This is a genomic window from Novosphingobium sp. G106 (assembly GCF_019075875.1).
Lineage (GTDB): Bacteria > Pseudomonadota > Alphaproteobacteria > Sphingomonadales > Sphingomonadaceae > Novosphingobium.
In genome coordinates this window covers 2,165,054-2,180,867 of sequence record NZ_JAHOOZ010000001.1, presented here as the reverse complement: position 1 = coordinate 2,180,867, position 15,814 = coordinate 2,165,054, and the positions used below count along the sequence as shown (strand labels likewise).

Annotated in this window: 18 protein-coding genes and 2 pseudogenes; 6 read left to right on the top strand and 14 right to left on the bottom strand. The window is 66.0% G+C overall.

Annotated elements, in window-relative coordinates:
• Positions 1 to 80: 80 nt before the first annotated feature.
• The 8 genes and pseudogenes from KRR38_RS10460 to KRR38_RS10430 form a co-directional block, all read right to left on the bottom strand.
• Positions 81 to 578, bottom strand: coding sequence for a VOC family protein (locus KRR38_RS10460; protein WP_217401208.1), 498 nt, complete (start codon positions 576 to 578; stop codon positions 81 to 83).
• Complete coding sequence (locus KRR38_RS10455) at positions 575 to 1,201, bottom strand: glutathione S-transferase family protein (protein ID WP_217401206.1); 627 nt, start codon at positions 1,199 to 1,201, stop codon at positions 575 to 577. Before KRR38_RS10455 ends, KRR38_RS10460 begins: the two co-directional genes overlap by 4 nt.
• A 2-nt stretch (positions 1,202 to 1,203) precedes the next feature.
• Positions 1,204 to 2,010: a VOC family protein gene (locus KRR38_RS10450; RefSeq protein ID WP_217401204.1), complete on the bottom strand. Its 807-nt coding sequence runs from the start codon at positions 2,008 to 2,010 to the stop codon at positions 1,204 to 1,206.
• A gap of 2 nt (positions 2,011 to 2,012) precedes the next feature.
• Positions 2,013 to 2,408, bottom strand: coding sequence for a DUF1428 domain-containing protein (locus KRR38_RS37200; RefSeq protein WP_375293457.1), 396 nt, complete (start codon positions 2,406 to 2,408; stop codon positions 2,013 to 2,015).
• 12 nt (positions 2,409 to 2,420) lie between these two features.
• Positions 2,421 to 2,780, bottom strand: a pseudogene (locus KRR38_RS37195) (DUF1428 domain-containing protein); the annotation flags it as partial.
• Between the two features lie 50 nt (positions 2,781 to 2,830).
• Entirely contained in the window at positions 2,831 to 3,511 is a 681-nt protein-coding gene (locus KRR38_RS10440) for a glutathione S-transferase family protein (RefSeq protein WP_254514737.1), read from the bottom strand.
• 33 nt (positions 3,512 to 3,544) lie between these two features.
• A complete protein-coding gene (locus KRR38_RS10435) occupies positions 3,545 to 4,021 on the bottom strand; it encodes a VOC family protein (protein ID WP_217401199.1) in 477 nt (158 codons plus the stop codon).
• Between the two features lie 35 nt (positions 4,022 to 4,056).
• On the bottom strand, positions 4,057 to 4,494 hold the full coding sequence (locus KRR38_RS10430) for a VOC family protein (RefSeq protein ID WP_217401197.1): 438 nt from the start codon (positions 4,492 to 4,494) through the stop codon (positions 4,057 to 4,059).
• A gap of 221 nt (positions 4,495 to 4,715) precedes the next feature.
• Between KRR38_RS10430 and KRR38_RS10425 the strand changes: the two genes are divergently transcribed.
• Positions 4,716 to 5,279: a winged helix-turn-helix transcriptional regulator gene (locus KRR38_RS10425; protein ID WP_254514736.1), complete on the top strand. Its 564-nt coding sequence runs from the start codon at positions 4,716 to 4,718 to the stop codon at positions 5,277 to 5,279.
• Here the strand turns inward: KRR38_RS10425 and KRR38_RS10420 are convergent.
• A complete protein-coding gene (locus KRR38_RS10420; protein ID WP_217401193.1) occupies positions 5,273 to 5,914 on the bottom strand; it encodes a glutathione S-transferase family protein in 642 nt (213 codons plus the stop codon). The two genes, KRR38_RS10425 and KRR38_RS10420, sit on opposite strands and share 7 nt — an antisense overlap.
• Positions 5,915 to 5,991: 77 nt before the next feature.
• Between KRR38_RS10420 and cobS the strand changes: the two genes are divergently transcribed.
• Positions 5,992 to 6,966, top strand: a complete 975-nt coding sequence (cobS, locus tag KRR38_RS10415; RefSeq protein ID WP_217401191.1) for a cobaltochelatase subunit CobS — start codon at positions 5,992 to 5,994, stop codon at positions 6,964 to 6,966.
• Positions 6,967 to 7,009: 43 nt separating this feature from the next.
• Here cobS and KRR38_RS10410 read toward each other — a convergent pair whose 3' ends face one another.
• The 3 genes and pseudogenes from KRR38_RS10410 to fmt form a co-directional block, all read right to left on the bottom strand.
• Positions 7,010 to 9,331 carry a bifunctional diguanylate cyclase/phosphodiesterase gene (locus KRR38_RS10410; RefSeq protein WP_217401189.1) on the bottom strand — a complete coding sequence of 774 codons (2,322 nt, stop codon included), beginning with the start codon at positions 9,329 to 9,331 and terminating at the stop codon, positions 7,010 to 7,012.
• Positions 9,332 to 9,462: 131 nt separating this feature from the next.
• A complete protein-coding gene (gene truA / locus KRR38_RS10405; protein WP_217401187.1) occupies positions 9,463 to 10,209 on the bottom strand; it encodes a tRNA pseudouridine(38-40) synthase TruA in 747 nt (248 codons plus the stop codon).
• A pseudogene (gene fmt, locus KRR38_RS10400) lies at positions 10,206 to 11,112 on the bottom strand (methionyl-tRNA formyltransferase). Before fmt ends, truA begins: the two are co-directional and overlap by 4 nt.
• Before the next feature lie 115 nt (positions 11,113 to 11,227).
• On the opposite strand from fmt, the gene recR reads away from it, so the two are divergent.
• On the top strand, positions 11,228 to 11,824 hold the full coding sequence (gene recR, locus KRR38_RS10395; protein ID WP_217401185.1) for a recombination mediator RecR: 597 nt from the start codon (positions 11,228 to 11,230) through the stop codon (positions 11,822 to 11,824).
• On the opposite strand, the gene KRR38_RS10390 is transcribed toward recR, so the two are convergent.
• Positions 11,821 to 12,216, bottom strand: coding sequence for a nuclear transport factor 2 family protein (locus tag KRR38_RS10390; protein WP_217401183.1), 396 nt, complete (start codon positions 12,214 to 12,216; stop codon positions 11,821 to 11,823). The genes recR and KRR38_RS10390 overlap by 4 nt on opposite strands.
• Positions 12,217 to 12,326: 110 nt before the next feature.
• On the opposite strand from KRR38_RS10390, the gene def reads away from it, so the two are divergent.
• The 3 genes from def to KRR38_RS10375 all read left to right on the top strand — a co-directional run bounded on the left by def (position 12,327) and on the right by KRR38_RS10375 (position 15,390).
• Complete coding sequence (gene def / locus KRR38_RS10385; protein WP_217401181.1) at positions 12,327 to 12,896, top strand: peptide deformylase; 570 nt, start codon at positions 12,327 to 12,329, stop codon at positions 12,894 to 12,896.
• Positions 12,897 to 13,078: 182 nt separating this feature from the next.
• Positions 13,079 to 14,596, top strand: coding sequence for a DNA recombination protein RmuC (gene rmuC / locus KRR38_RS10380; RefSeq protein ID WP_217401179.1), 1,518 nt, complete (start codon positions 13,079 to 13,081; stop codon positions 14,594 to 14,596).
• A 17-nt stretch (positions 14,597 to 14,613) separates the two neighbouring features.
• The gene (locus tag KRR38_RS10375) at positions 14,614 to 15,390 is read left to right on the top strand and encodes a hypothetical protein (protein WP_217401177.1); all 777 of its coding nucleotides are present in this window, start codon (positions 14,614 to 14,616) and stop codon (positions 15,388 to 15,390) included.
• A gap of 6 nt (positions 15,391 to 15,396) precedes the next feature.
• Here KRR38_RS10375 and KRR38_RS10370 read toward each other — a convergent pair whose 3' ends face one another.
• A complete protein-coding gene (locus tag KRR38_RS10370) occupies positions 15,397 to 15,789 on the bottom strand; it encodes an META domain-containing protein (protein WP_217401175.1) in 393 nt (130 codons plus the stop codon).
• Positions 15,790 to 15,814 lie beyond the last annotated feature (25 nt).

The window sequence follows — 15,814 nt, the reverse complement described above, 5'->3', positions numbered from 1 at the left end:
GACGTCGTGTCCAGCGCGCGCCATAGCGGTTCCATGAGGCTGAGCGCACGGTGATTCTGCGCCGGGCGTGGGGCGTGGTCTCAGCCCCTCCTGGCGGCTTCGATCGTGGCGACGTCGATCTTCTTCATGCCCATCATCGCCTCGAACACCCGCTTGGAGGCTGCCGGGTCGGGGTCCATCATGCCTTCGGTGAGCTGGCGCGGGGTAATCTGCCACGAGAGGCCCCACTTGTCCTTGCACCAGCCGCACTGGCTTTCCTCGCCGCCGTTGCCGACGATCGCGTTCCACAGGCGATCGGTCTCTGCCTGGTCGTCGGTCGCGATCTGGAACGAGAAGGCCTCGCTCTGCTTGAACACGGGGCCGCCGTTGAGTCCGATGCAGGGGATGCCCATGACCGTGAAGTCCACGGTCAGGACATTGCCTTCCTTGCCGTCGGGATAGTCGCCCGGCGCGCGGTGGACGCCGGTGACCTTGGTGTCGGGGAAAGTGGCCGCATAGAAGTTCGCGGCCTCTTCGGCGCCGCCTTCGTACCACAGGCAGACGAGGTTCTTGGGGCCGATTTGTTTGGAGCCACTCATTTCTTCATCTCCCCGATCAGCGCGTTGTCGACCGCCTTGGCGGCCTTGTAGCGCGGCCGGGCCTGGATCCGCTCGGCATAGGCGACGAAGGCCTCGCGCGGCGGCAGGATGCCGAAGTTGAGCCCCCAATCCACCGAGCTGCCGACATAGACGTCGGCCATGGTGAAACGGTCGCCGCAGATGAAACGTGTCTGCGACAGGTGCGCTTCCAGCGTGTCCATCGTCCGGTCGAAATTGCCCCAGCCAGCCATCGGCTCCTGCTCTGGCGAAGGCTCGTACTTCAGCGCGCGGCTGGTGATCGCCTGCTCGACGGGGCCCGCGGCGAAGAAGGTCCAGCGCAGGTAGTCGGCGGTCTCGGCCTCGTTGGGCAGCAGCCCGGCCTCGGGGTGCATTTCGGCGAGGTAGAGGCAGATTGCCGCCGCCTCGGTGACGACCTCGTCGCCGTCATCGAGGTGGTGGACGATCGTCGGCACCTTGCCCATCGGATTGGCCTCGAGGAAGGCGGCCGGCTTGTCCTTCCAGTCGACCAGGACCTGCTCGTAGTCGGCATCGACTTCGTGCAGAGCCCAGCGGGCGATCTGGCCGCGCGACATCGGGTTCGTGAAGAACGTGTAGTCGGCCATGCCTAGCTGCCTTTCTTGCCGCAGAGCGAGACCATCGCCCCTTGCGCGTCCATGCCGTTGATCACCCAGTCGTCGCCGGGCACTTCCATCGGCCCGTTGAACACCTGGCCGCCGAGCTCCTGGAGCTTGGCCACCGCGGCGTCGATCTCCGGCACGCGGATGTAGTAGTTCCATAGGCCGACGGGCACGGCTTCGGGCTTCTGCATCATCGCGCCTACGCGATTCCCGCCGACGTCGATGAAGCAGTAGTCGCCCATCGGCCCCATCGGCAGCGATTCGTTGAATTCGAAGTTGAAGTGCTTGCCGTAGAAGGCCTTGGCCGCTGCGAGATCGGGCGTGTAGAGTTCGTTCCACGAAACGCGCTGCGGTGCATCGCGGTCCCAGACGTCGCTGGACATGTCCTCTTTGCCCGCGGGCGGCTTGGGGGTCATGACGTAGATCGGCACGCCCTGCGGATCGGCGATCATGGCGATGCGGCCGACCTCGATGTCCATTCCCGGCATCAAGGCCTTGCCGCCGTCGGCGACCACCGCGGCCACGGTCGCGTCGACATCGGTGACGTAGAGATAGCCCAGCCAGCAGGGCCGCGCGCCGCCCTTGACCATGTCATCGTTGAGCTTGAGCACGCCGCCAGCCATGCCGCCGTCGCTGCGCTCGATCATCCGGTAGTCCATGCCGCCCGCGGCCGAGGCCGGATCGGAATGCGCGGAAATCTTCCACCCGACGATCGGCTCGTAGAACTTCGCCGCGGCATCGGGATCGCTGGTCATCAGTTCGTACCAGATGAAGCTGCCGACAGGATTGGTCATGATCAGGCTCCTACGCGTTCGCGGTTCATTTCGACGACGGGGCGGAAGCCGCCATAGACCATGCGCTTGCCGTCGAACGGCGGCTGCTGGCCTTCGAAGGTTTGCTCGAAGTCTTTCATCCGCTGGTCCTGCATCATCTTGTCGTGGGCGCCGTCGCAGACCTCGCGCGATTCCCATTCGATGAACGAGAAGACCACGATCTCGCCGTCCTCGGCCTTTACCGAGCGGAAGAAGTCGGTCTGCTTGCCGTGGGACACGTCGTCCTGCCAGGCTTCTATCACGCGCCTGGCGCCGTAGTCCTTCATGATCTCCCACATGCCGATCGCGGCCTTGCGGTAGGCTTCCTTGTTGCCTTCAGGAACGGGCACGATGAAGCCCTGGACATAAGGGTTGGCGATCGCCTCGCCTTCCTCGACCAGCGCCTCGAAGCCGCCGTAGATCATCCGCATGCCGTCGAAGGGCATCGGGTTCTTGGCCTGATCGAAACGCTCGTCGTTCTTCACCAGCTCATCCATCTTGGCGTTCATCGCCTCGCGTGCGGTCTTGCTCGGCCATTCGAGCCAGCTGAACACGACGGATCCGTCTTCCTTGGCGTCGACCGCGCCGAAGAAGTCGGTCGTATGGCCCTTGGCGACGTCTTCCTGCCAGCATTCGAGGATGCGGGTCGAGCCCTGCTCGAGGAACACCGGGTCGCCATAGTTGGCGTGGGCGATGAACTTGTCCTTGTTCGCGGTCGGTACGGCGATCACGAAACCTTCAATGTAGGTCATCGGGAAGCTCCTTCGTCTTCGCTTGGATAAGGTTTGAAAGGGCAGAAAGCTTAGGCCGGTTCCCCGAGTTTGACCGGCTCGCCGAGCCCGGCGATCTGATCGGCCAATGCTTGGTGAAAAGCCGGCCGGGCCTCGCCTCGCGCCTGATAGGCGGCAAGCCTGGGAAAGCCCGCGACGATCGGCGTGCTGCGCAGGTTGCGCAGCACGGTTACCATCATGATGTCGGCGACCGAGAAGCGGCCCGCCAGCCATTCCTCGTCGCCCAGCGCCTCGGTAACGCGGGCAAGGCGTCCCTCGATGAAGGCGACCGTGCTGGGCCGCGCTTCCCTGGTCCAGGCTTCGCCGGCTTGAAAGATGTCGAGCCGCGCGAGCTGCATGATCATCGGCTCGACGCTATTGAGTGCGGCGAAGACCCAGGCCGTGGCGTCGGCCCTGGCCTGGGGATCGCGCGGCAGCAGCCGTTCGTCCTGCTCGCCGAGGTAGAGCAGGATCGCGCCGGTTTCGAACAGGCGGACCTTGCCGTCGTCGAAGGCCGGAACCTGGCCGAACGGTTGCCACCGGCGGTAGTCGTCGGGACGGGGGACCATGCCTTCGTAGAGCTCGGTCCGGTAGGCGCGGCCGATCTCCTCGAGCGCCCAGCGGACACGCAGGTCGCGGACGAGGCCGTGCGTGAACGCGGGTGTGTTCTTCAGCGCCGAGACGACGGTATCTGCCTTGGGATCGAGCGGCATGATCGTTCTCCCTGGTCGAAAATCAGCTTGAGGTCAGCTCTGCGGCTGGCCGCACATCGCGTCCTGGGCCGCCGCGCGCAGCTCTTCCTCGCCCATCGGGCGGTCGCTCAGCGGGTGCGCGATCGACCACATGTGGCCCCAGGGGTCCTTCACCTGGCCATAGCGGTCGCCCCAGAACATGTCGGCGGCGGGCATCGCCACGGTCGCGCCGGCCTTCTCGGCGCGGGCGATGGCTTCGTCGGCATTGGCGACCGAGAGGTGCAAGGTCACCGGCGTGCCGCCGAGCGAATTGGGGCCGAGCATGCCGAACTGCTTGTTCTCGTCGACCATCATGATCACCGCGCCGTTGATGATGATCGAGGCATGCATCAGGCGGCCGTCCTGGCCGGGCATGCGCATCATCTCCTCGGCGCCGAAAGCGGCCTTATAGAACTCGATCGCATCGGCGGCACCGTCACAGACGATGTGCGGGGCGAGGGCGGGCATGACGATGTCGGCGTGGTCGGGCATGGTTCTTCTCCTTGGGGCATTCGGTTGAAGATAGCTCAGGCAGATGCCTCGGCTTCGGATACATGAGCGTCGCCGCCAGCGACGGCCGGGTCCATCCACATCGGTTCCCAGACGTGGCCGTCGGGATCGGCGAAGCTGCGCTGGAGCATGAAGCCGTGATCTTCGGGCGGGTTGATGTCGGCGGTGCCGCCATGCGTGCCGGCAATCTCGATCAGGCGGTTCACTTCGTCCTTCGACTCGCAGCTGACCGCGAGCGAGACTTCGCTGCTGCCGGCCGGGCAGATCGGACGCGTGGTGAAGGTCTGCCACTTGGCATGGGTCAGCAACATCACGTGGATCGCTTCGGACAGGACCATGCAGGCGGCGGTCTCGTCGGTGAAGCGCGGTTCATTGGTGAAGCCGATCGCCTCGTAGAAGGCCATCGCCTTCGGCAGGTCGGCCACGGGCAGGTTCACGAAAATCATGCGGGTCATCTCGTCTCTCCTCCTCAAGCGCTGGGGCCTCAAGTCCTGGGGCCGTGCGAATCGCTCTTGCATTGTGATGCCGAGTCGAGTTACAAAAAGCAACCATGGAGTTACAAAAAGAAACTAAACCTACTCAGCGTCACGGCAAATGGTATGATGACGCCTGCGGGACCGCCTTCGCGCTCGAACTTGTTGGGGAACGCTGGTCGCTGCTGATTGTACGCGAGCTTATGTTCGGAGGACGACGTTTTTCGGACTTGCGGGCCGGGTTGCCCGGAATCAGCGCCAAGGTGCTGACCGAACGGCTCGAAGGGATGGAGCGCGCCAAGATCGTCCAGCGCCGCCAGCTGCCGCCGCCGATCTCGGCGCAGGTCTATGAGCTGACGGCATGGGGCTACAAGTCGGAGGACGCGATCAAGGAACTCGGCCGCTGGGCCGCAACCTCGCCCGATCACGACCCGACCTTGCCGCTCTCGCCGGCCTCGCTGATGCTGAGCTTCCGCACGATGTTCGATGGGTCGCGGGCAGGGGGGCTCGACATCGCCGGGGCCATCCGGCTTGGTCACGACCGCTTCTTCGTCGAAGTGAAGGACGGCAAGCTGCGCGCCGAGCGCGGTGAGATCGAAGCGCCCGATTTCGTCTTCGAGGCGCCGGCCGCCTCGCCCATCGCGGCGGCGGTCTATGGCAAGGTTTCGTTCGAGGAACTGGCTGTCGCAGGGCTGATCTTCACCGGCAACCGCGACGCGGCGCTAGCCTATATCGACTGCTTCCACCTGCCAGAGAAGATCTATTGACGCTTAACCCGCGGCGCGTCCTCGATCGCGGCGATCTGCTGCCAGCTGGATGTCTCGCGGACCTTGCCGTACCAGGCCCCAAGCCGCGGATAGCTTTCCGCGTCGGGCTCCCAGTTGACGTAGCGCAGGCTGCGCAGCACCGAGGCGACCGCCAGGTCCGCGAGCGTGATCGTCTCGCCGACCAGCCAGCCGCGCGCCGGCACGACGCCTTCGAGGTAGGCGAACAGGCGCGGAAGCTCGGCCTCACCCTCGCGAGCTTCGGCTTCGTTGCCTTCCACTTTCATGAATTTCGGCCCGACGAAGCGGTTGAACAGGATCTTCTGCATCGAGCGGGCGAGGATCGTGTCGGCGAATTCGTCGAACCACACCGTGCGCCCGCGGGCCTCGGCTTCGGCGGGAATGACGGGGTGCGCCGAATGCTTGGCTTCCAGATAGGCGATGATCGCGCTAGAATCGCAGAGGCCGTAGTCCCCGTCCTTGATCGCCGGGATCTTGCCGAAGGGGCTGGCAGCGACGAATTCGGGCATCGCATTGCCGGGGTTTGCCAGGACGAGTTCGAACGGCACCTCCTTCTGCGCCGCCACGAGGCACACCTTGCGGACGAAAGGAGAGATCAAGCCACCGAAAACCTGCACGAAATGCCTCCGAACAACTGCAATTACCGGCAAAGCTTATTGCAGCACCGCGCAGGCGCGTATAGGCGTTCGCCGCGATGACTGACACTTCTACCAACACCACCCGTCTTGCCGCGCCCGACCGCGAGGTCAGCGTGCGCGATCTTTTCGGCATCGACATCGACATGAAGGTGCCCGCCTTTTCCGAGGCAGACGAGCGCGTGCCCGACCTCGACGACAGCTACGTTTTCGATCCGGACACGACGCTGGCGATCCTCGCGGGCTTCGCTTTCAACCGTCGCGTGATGGTCCAGGGCTATCACGGCACGGGCAAGTCGACGCACATCGAGCAAGTGGCGGCACGGCTGAACTGGCCCTGCATCCGCATCAACCTCGACGCGCATATCAGTCGTATCGACCTGATCGGCCGCGACGCCATCGTGCTGCGCGACGGCCTGCAGGTCACCGAGTTCCGCGAGGGCCTGCTGCCCTGGGCGCTGCAGACACCCACGGCCCTGGTCTTCGACGAATACGACGCCGGCCGCCCCGACGTGATGTTCGTGATCCAGCGCGTGCTCGAGACCGAGGGCAAGCTGACCCTGCTCGACCAGAACCGCGTGATCCGCCCGAACCCGTATTTCCGCTTGTTCGCCACGGCCAACACCGTCGGCCTCGGCGACACTTCGGGGCTCTATCACGGCACCCAGGCGATCAACCAGGGCCAGATGGACCGCTGGAACATCGTCGTCGGGCTGAACTACCTGCCGCAGGCGGTGGAGACGCAGATCGTCTCGGCCAAGGCGACGGGCATTCCGGAAAAGCAGATCGCCGACATGGTCAAGGTCGCCGACCTGACCCGCCAGGGCTTCATCAACGGCGACGTCTCGACCGTGATGAGCCCGCGCACGGTCATCACCTGGGCGCAGAACACCGCGATCTTCAAGGATCCGGGCTTCGCCTTCCGCCTCTCGTTCCTCAACAAGTGCGACGAGACCGAGCGGATGCTGGTGGCCGAATACTACCAGCGCGTGTTCGGCACCGACCTGCCCGAAAGCGTCGTGGCGAAGGCCTGATAGAAAATTCCTTCCCGAGGACAAGCTCGGGGAGGAATTTGCGTCACTCGTTCACGGCCTTCCTCGACTTGCCCTTGTCGAACACCAGTTCGCTCGCCGGCCGGGCGCGGCTGTAGAGGAAGCCCTGCGCCTGGGTGCAGCCGTCGCGGCGCAGTGCGTCGAGCTGTTCGCTGACTTCGACACCCTCTGCCGTGGTCGTCATCTTGAGCTCGTTGGCGAGGCTGATGACCGAACGCACGATCGCCTGGCAATCCTCGCGCTCGGCGAGTTCCGAGACGAAGCAGCGGTCGATCTTGATCTTGTCGAAGGGGAAGCTGCGCAGGTAGTTCAGCGAGGAATAGCCCGTGCCGAAATCGTCGAGCGCGATCTTCACGCTGAGGCCGCGCAGCTTGTGCAGCGTTGCCAGGATGTCCTCCGATTCTTGCATGAGCAGGTTCTCGGTGACTTCCAGTTCGAGCCGGCCGGCGGGGACGCCGCTGGCGGCGAGCGCGCTGACCACCACCGACAGCAGGTTGCCGTCCTTGACCTGCGCCGGCGACATGTTGACCGCCACAGTCAGATCCTCGGGCCAGGTCGCGGCTTCGGCAAGCGCGGTGCGGATCACCCATTCGCCGATCTCGACGATGACGCCGGTCTCCTCGGCGATCGGGATGAAGGCATCCGGCGAGACGAGCCCGCGCGTCGCGTGGTTCCAGCGCAGCAGCGCCTCGTAGCCGGCGGTGACGCCGGTGTTGATGTCGAGCAGCGGCTGGTAGTGCAGCTCCAGTTCGCCGCGCACGATCGCGGCGCGCAGATCGAGCTCGAGCGTGCGGCGCTCCTGCATCTGGATCTGCATGGCGGCGTCGAACACCGAGATGCCGCGGCGGCCGCGCGACTTGGCGTCGTACATGGCGAGATCGGCGGCGCGTAGCAGTTCGTCGCCCGTGTCCGCATCGTCGGGCGCGAATGCGGCGCCGATAGAGGCACCGATCGGCATGATCTGCCCGTCGATCTCGATCGAGGTGCCGATCGCGGTGAGCACGCGCTCGGCGACGGCGAGGCCGGCTTCGGGCGCGTCCAGATCGCTCATCAGGATGACGAATTCGTCGCCGCCCAGCCGCGCGATCATGTCGCGCGGGCGCACGGCGTCCTCGAGCCTGCGCGCAACCTCGACGAGCACGCGGTCACCCGCGGCGTGGCCATGGCCGTCGTTGATCGCCTTGAAGTGGTCGAGGTCGACATAGAGCAGGCCAATGACGCCGGTCCCCGCATTGCGGTGGAAAGCGCGCGTCAGGGTGGCGTTGAACAGCGTGCGGTTGGGCAGCTGGGTCAGCACGTCGTAGTGCGCCATGAAGGCGACCTTGGCCTCGGCGCGCTTGGCCGCGCTGATATCGGCGATGAAGCCGCGCCAGCCGATCGTCTCGCCGTCGCGCACGACCGGGCGTCCGTTCATCGACCACCAATGCTCGACGCCGTCGACCCGGATCGGCACGACGACGTTGCGAAAGGCGCGGCCTTCTTCGAGCAGTTCGCGCAGGTCGGCGGCCTCGGCTGCCTCGGACAGCAGCTCGATCAGCGACAGACCCTGGAGCGCCTCGCGCGTCAGCCCGCAGGCATCGCAGAAGCGCTGCGACGGGTTGTAGATCTGGAAGCTGCGGTTGATCTCGTAGAGCCAGTCGCTGCCTTCGTCGTCGTACTGGTTGAGCAGCAGCTGGATTGTCTCGTTCGACTGGCTGAGCCGCCGTGTGCGGATGCGCCGCGTCGCGAACATGTAATAGAGGTTGTAGAGTGACCAGTGCATGAAGCAGGCCAGCACCCAGACCATCACGGTGACAGGGGCGGCATCCCAGCCTTCGCGCGCGGCCAGGCCGACGGCGATCGCGACCGCGCCGGTGGCGCTGGCGCCGAGGCCGAGATGGGGCAGCGACATGGCCGAAAGCCCGTCGATCATCATCATGGCCACGCCCAGCGCGACCAGCCCGTGCAGGCTTTCGACCGGAGCGACCAGCATCGCGGCGAGCAGGGCGCCGAACCACCACACCACGCGCAGCCGGATCACGCTCAAGCGGTTCTTGAGCGCCAGCTTCTCGTCGAAGCCCGGCGCCGACTCCTTCTGAAGCACCGAACCTTGCATTGCCATGACGGCGCACCAGCCGATGACGGTGATGATCGTGAAGATCGGATTGGTCTTGGGCCCCACCAGCAGGAGCAACAGTGCGAGGCGCACCGTTTCGAGCAGAGAAAGCGGAAAGGCGCGCAGATAGTCGGCGCGGCAGCGGGCGAACCAGTTCTCCTCGTGCGGCTCGACGTGATGCTGCGTCAGCGACAGCAGGCTCAGCGGCGTTTGCGCGATCAGTTCGTGCCCTGGCCGGGAAAGGTTGGCCATCCAGTTTGCCCCCCTGTTCCAGCGCGCTCACCGACGGCTGGTACTTGTCATGCGACCGAAGTCGCTGCGGGCGGATAGACAAAACTCCCTATTATCTGGTTAAAACGCGTGTCCGCCGAGTAACCTGGCGTTCACCCGGCCGTGTATCGGGCCTCGGTGAAGTAGAGTCCGTCGGCCGGTGCATTGAGCCCCAGCGCATGCCGGTCGCGCGCGGCGAGGGCCTCGGCGATGCGGCTTTCGGTCCAGCGCCCGAGCCCGACGAGGACCAGGCAGCCGACCATCGAGCGGACCTGATGATGCAGGTAGCTGCGCGCGGCGGTCTCGACGAGGATGCATTCGCCTTCGCGCCGTACATCGAGCCGGTCGAGCGTCTTCAACGGGCTCGCCGACTGGCAATTGACCGAGCGGAACGTGGTGAAATCGTGCAGGCCGACGAGCGCCTGCGCGGCGCGGTGCATGGCCTCGGCATCGAGCGGGCCGCCGACCTGCCAGGCCTTGCCGCGATCGAGCGTCAGCGGCGCGCGGCGGTTGACGATGCGGTAGAGGTAGGAGCGGCCGATGCAGGAAAACCGCGCGTGCCAGTCGCCGGGCACCACCACGCAGCCGATCACTGCGATCGGGGCCGGGCGGAGCAGGGCATTGAGCGCTTCCTGCAGGCGGAACGGGGCGAAGTCCTTCTCAATGTCGACATGCGCACGCATGGCCAGCGCGTGCACCCCGGCATCGGTGCGGCCGGCGGCGTGCATGACGACGGTCTCGCCGGTGACCGCGAGCACGGCCTCCTCGACCGCCTGCTGCACCGAGGGCCCGTGCGATTGCCGCTGCAGGCCCATGAAGGGACCGCCATCGAATTCGAGGGTGAGCGCGAAGCGCGTCACTTCAGGTAGGAACCCGTGGGAATCGTCTTGCCGCGCAGCAGTTCGGTGGTGTCCATGGCCGGCTTGCCGGCGCGCTGGATCCGCGTGGGCCGGATCGCGCCGCGGCCGCAGGCGATGGTCAGCTTGTCGTCGAGCACGTTGCCCGGCCAGCCACCGCCTTCCACCAGGTCGGCCATGATGACCTTGAAGCGCTCGCCCTCGAATTCGAAGAACGCGCCCGGCATGGGAAAGAAGGCGCGCACCTGGCGCTCTACCTGCTCGGCGGGGGGCACTGAAATCGAGGCGGGATTCGGCCTTGTCGATCTTGCTGGCATAGGTCACGCCGTCCTCGGGCTGCGGCACCTCGGGATATTCGGACAGGTCGCTCAGCACTTCGAGCATCAGGCTGCCGCCCATTGCGGCCAGTTCCTCGGTCAGATCGCCCGCGCTCTTGCGGTCGATCGGCGTGCGGCCGGTCAGCAGAACCGGTCCGGTGTCGAGCCCGGCTTCCATGCGCATGATGCAGACGCCGGTCTCGGCGTCGCCCGCCAGCACCGCGCGCTGGATCGGCGCCGCGCCGCGCCAGCGGGGGAGCAGCGAGGCGTGGATGTTGAGGCAGCCGTGCTTCGGCGCATCGAGGATCTCACGCGGCAGGATCAGGCCATAGGCCGCGACCACGGCGATGTCGGCCTTCAGCGCGGCGAACTCGGCCTTCTCCTCGGCGCCTTTCAGCGAGACCGGATGGCGCACGAGGATGCCGCGCGCCTCGGCCTCGCGCTGGACGGGCGAGGGCTGGAGCTGCTTGCCTCGGCCCGCGGGGCGCGGCGGCTGGCTGTATACCGCGGCGATGTCATGCCCGGCCTCGGCCAGAGCGACCAATGCCGGGACGGCGAAATCGGGCGTTCCCATGAAGATGACGCGCACTGTCTTGATCCCGTTCGCCCTGAGCCTGTCGAAGGGTCGTCCTTACTCTTGCAGCGGCAAAAAGGAAGAACGGGCCTTCGACAAGCTCAGGCTAAGCGGCTAGAGGATAGGGTAGATGGCATCGCAAGAGATCGAGACGCTCACCACCGCCCTGTCGCGCCTGCCGGGGCTCGGCCCCCGCTCGGCGCGGCGCGCCGTGCTCTGGCTGATCAAGCGGCGCGAGACCGCGCTGGTCCAACTGCTCGGCGCACTCGAAGCCGTGCGCGAGGGGCTCGTCGAGTGCCACACTTGCGGCAATGTCGATACCACCGACCCCTGCGGCATCTGCGCCGACCCGCGCCGCGACCAGCGCTCGCTCTGCGTGGTTGAGGACATCGCCGACCTCTGGGCGCTCGACCGCGCGCGGCTGTTCACCGGCCGTTATCACGTCCTCGGCGGACGCCTCTCGGCGCTCGACGGCGTGCGGCCCGAGGACCTGACGATCGGCAGCCTGATCGAACGGGTCACCGCAGGCGGGATCGACGAGGTCGTCCTGGCGATGAACGCCACGCTCGAAGGCCAGACCACCGCGCATTACATCGCCGAGCGGCTGGAAGGTTTGCCCGTGCGCATCACCCAGCTCGCCCACGGCCTGCCGGTGGGCGGCGAGCTCGACTATCTCGACGAGGGCACGCTTGCCCAGGCGCTCAGGGCGCGGCGGCCCGTAGGCTAGTCGGGCTTGGCGCGGTCCTCCAGGATCGTCTCGGTATGCACTGAGCACTTCCAATCGCCATCCTGCTTCACCCAGGTCGAGGTGTCGGCGCAGCGCAGGTCCATCTTCTCGCCCTTCATGTCGCCGGTCTGGTGGACCTTGTAGGCCACCACCGCGACGTCGTCGGTCGGGAAGACCACTTCGAGATCGTCGAACTCGAACGCCTTGAGCGTCCACTGGCCCTCGCGGGTCATCTTGCCGTAGGTCTCGGGATCGATGCGCATCGTGCCCTGCGGGCCGGCGATCAGGCATTCGGCGGCGATCATTTCCATCGCGGTTTCGAGGTCCTTGTCGACCATCGATTGCCAGAAGCGGGTTTCGAGCTTGCGGATGGTGTCGGTGCGGGCGGTCATGCGGCCTCTCCTCGGTTGAGCCCCCGGGTCTGAAGGGCAACGTCCGGCGTCGATGAGGGGTTCCCCCCGATCCGGTTGACGATTTCCGGCCCCGCACTTATCTGGCCCTCATGGCCATCCGCGAAATTCTCGAGATTCCCGACCCGCGCCTCAAGCAGGTCTCCGCGCCCGTCGAAGCGTTCGACGACGAACTCAAGGCGCTCGTCGCCGACATGTTCGAGACGATGTACGACGCCCCTGGCATCGGCCTCGCCGCGATCCAGGTCGGCGTGCCACTGCGCGTGCTGGTGATCGATCTCCAGCCCGACGACCCGGATGCCGAGCCCGAAGTCTGCACCGCCCATGGCGGCCACGAGCACACGCACCAGCCGACCAAGAAGGAACCGCGGGTCTTCATCAATCCCGAGATCCTCGATCCCTCGGAAGAGCTGACCGTCTACAACGAAGGCTGCCTCTCGGTCCCCGAGATCTACGCCGACGTCGAACGCCCGAGCACGATCCGCGCGCGCTGGCAGGACGTCGACGGCAAGGTCCACGAAGAGGCGATGGACGGCCTGATGGCGACCTGCCTACAGCACGAGATGGACCACCTCGAAGGCATCCTGTTCATCGACCACCTCTCGCGCCTCAAGCGCCAGATGGCGGTCAAGAAGCTGGAAAAGCTGCGCAAGGCGGCTTGATTTCGGCACCGATACCCGGCCCGTCACCCCTGCGAAGGCAGGGGCCCAGATAAGCTGGCGCGCCAGGGCCGCCGTTTCCGATCGTGGATAAGTCGGCTGGACCCCTGCCTTCGCAGGGGCGACGGTTGTTTTGCAGAGGCAGTGGCGTTAGGTTCCCATTTCGTTCCAAATGGGATCTTGCCGTGGAAGCCACTCTTTTCGCCATCGTCGCACTCGTCATCGGACTGGGCCTTGGCTGGTTCCTCGGGGGCCGGCCGGTCGCCGAATGGCGCCAGCGCTTTCTCGCCCGCGACGGTGAGGCGCGTGAGATCGACGAGAAGTTCCGTCGCGCGATCACCGAACTAGCCGGCGCCACCGAACGCGCGACCCGCGCCGATGCCTTGGCCGGTGAACTGGCCGAGGCGAGCGCCCGCAATGCCGCGTTGCAGGGGCAACTCGCTACCGCCTCCACGCGCGCTGACAGTGCCGAGCGCCTCGCCGCCGAACTGCCGGAACTGCGTTCCTCGCGTGAGGCTTTGCGTGCGGAACTCGCCACACTCAAAGCCAACGCCTCGAACTTCGACGAGAAGCAGCGACTGCTGATGGAAGCGCAGGAAGCGCTCAAGAAGGAGTTCGAAGCCGCGGGCACCAAAGTGCTCGAAGGCGCGCAGAAGGCCTTTCTCGAACGCGCGCAGGAGCGGTTCACCGTTTCCGAGGAAAAGAGCGCGGAGCGGCTCAAGGCCTTGCTCGCGCCGGTCGGCGACCGGCTCAAGAGCTACGAGGAACAGGTAACCGCGCTCGAAGCCAAGCGCGTCGATTCCTTCGGCCAGCTTACCGGCCTGATCGAGGGCATGCGCGTCGGCCAGGAGCAGGTCCGCGCCGAGGCCGCGCGGCTTGGCAATTCGCTGCGCAACGCGCCCAAGGCGCGCGGGCGCTGGGGCGAGCAGCAGCTCAAGAACGTACTCGAACAGTGCGGTCTTTCCGAGCACACCGATTTCGTCACCGAGCATTCGATCGACACCGACGATGGCCGGCTGCGGCCAGATGCCATCGTCAGGATCCCCGGCCAGAAGGTGCTGGTGATCGACGCCAAGGTCTCGCTCAATGCCTACCAAGAGGCCTTCGAGGCGCAGGACGATCTGGTCCGCGATACGGCCATGGCACAGCACGTCGCCTCGATGCGCAACCACGTCCAGACGCTCGGCGCCAAGTCCTACCAGAGCCAGTTCGAGGACGCGCCCGACTATGTCGTGATGTTCGTTCCCGGCGAGCATTTCGTCGCCGCCGCGCTCGAAAAGGACCCCGAGCTCTGGGACTTCGCCTTCCGCAACCGCGTGCTGCTGGCGACGCCGACCAACCTCGTCGCGATCGCGCGCACCGTCGCGCAGGTCTGGCGGCAGGACGGCTTGGCGCGCGAGGCGCGCGAGATCGGGCGGATGGGCGGCGAGCTCTACGACCGCCTTGCGGTCGCCGCCGAGCACATGAAGCGCGTCGGCTCCGGGCTCAGTAGCGCGGTCGACAACTACAACAAGTTCGTCGGCAGCTTCGAGCGCAACGTGCTGTCCTCCGGCCGCAAGCTGCGCGACAAGCACATCGAGATCGGCAAGCGCGAGATCGAGGAAGTGCCGCTGATCGAAAGCGCGCCGCGTTACGCGGAGTCAGCGGCTGACGGCACTCTGGAACCGGCGGTACCGCTGCTGGTTGATACCGAAGGCGAATAGCACCGGGGGAACATATCATGCGGTATCTGGGCGGTTGGGTGATTCTGGCGCTGCTGGCCGGATGCCATTCGAAGTCGGAGTCGCCCCAGGCGCCGCCAAGTAGCGACGCTGCCCTTACATCTGAAGCCGCCTCTCCTGTCCCAACCGTAACCGCCTCCGATCCCGATCCGACCAAGGCGGCCTCGCTCTGGCTCGACCGGCAGACTGAGCCGCGCCAGAAGGGCAAATATGCCCCGCGCGACGCCTGCCGCGAGCTGCCCGGCGCGCGGGCGTTCCGCGAGAAACTCGCCGCCGCGGTCGAGGCCCGCGACGCCGATGCCGTAGCGGCGATGGCCAGCCCCGACATCCGCCTCGGCTTTGCCGGCGAGGACGGGCGCAAGCGCTTCCTCGCCGCGCTGAAAGCGCCCGACGGCAAAGCGATGAACGAACTCGCGCAATTGCTACCGCTCGGCTGCGCGGCATCGGAGGGCGGCGGGCTGACGATCCCCTGGTATTTCGCGCAGGACTATGGCGACGTCGATTCCTATTCGGCGATGATCGTCATGGGCGCCGACGTACCGCTTCGTGCCGCGGCCGATACCGGATCGGCTGCCAAGCAGCAGCTGTCGTGGGATATCGTGACGCTCGACAAGGGCCTGCTGCCCGGCAAGCCATTGCAGCAGGTCAAGGTCGTAGGCAGCGGGGCGAAGGGCTACGTCGCCACCGACAAGCTGCGCTCGATGCTCGACTACCGCCTGCTTGCCAACCGTACGGGCGATAGCTGGGAGATCACGGCGTTCGTTGCTGGCGACTGAAGCGCGCTACTTGCGCACCAGTTCAGCCGAGTGCGCGGTGTTCTTCAGCGTCATCCGGTCGGCGCTGAGCTCGAGGTCCGGACTGTTGCCGAGCAGTTCGCTGACCGCGCGTTCCTGGTCCATCTTGCCCTCGCAGAACATCTTGGTTGCCATCAGCGGCCCGGCGACCAGCTTGCCGCCTTCGCTGCGCCAGGTGCCGCCCATGCGGTTGCAGCCGGCATTGGCCGAGAGCCGCTCGCCCTGGAACGACAGTGTCGCTTCGCCGACCGGCGGGGCGCCGTCAATCGCGGTGAATTTCCATTCGGAGTCGCCCAGCGAAGGCGTGGACGTACCGGCTTCGGTCGTCGTGCAACCGGCGAGAAGGGCAAGAGAGGCGAGGGGGAGTAAGACCTGACGCATGGGCCGGCTCCTTTGTCCACGCGCC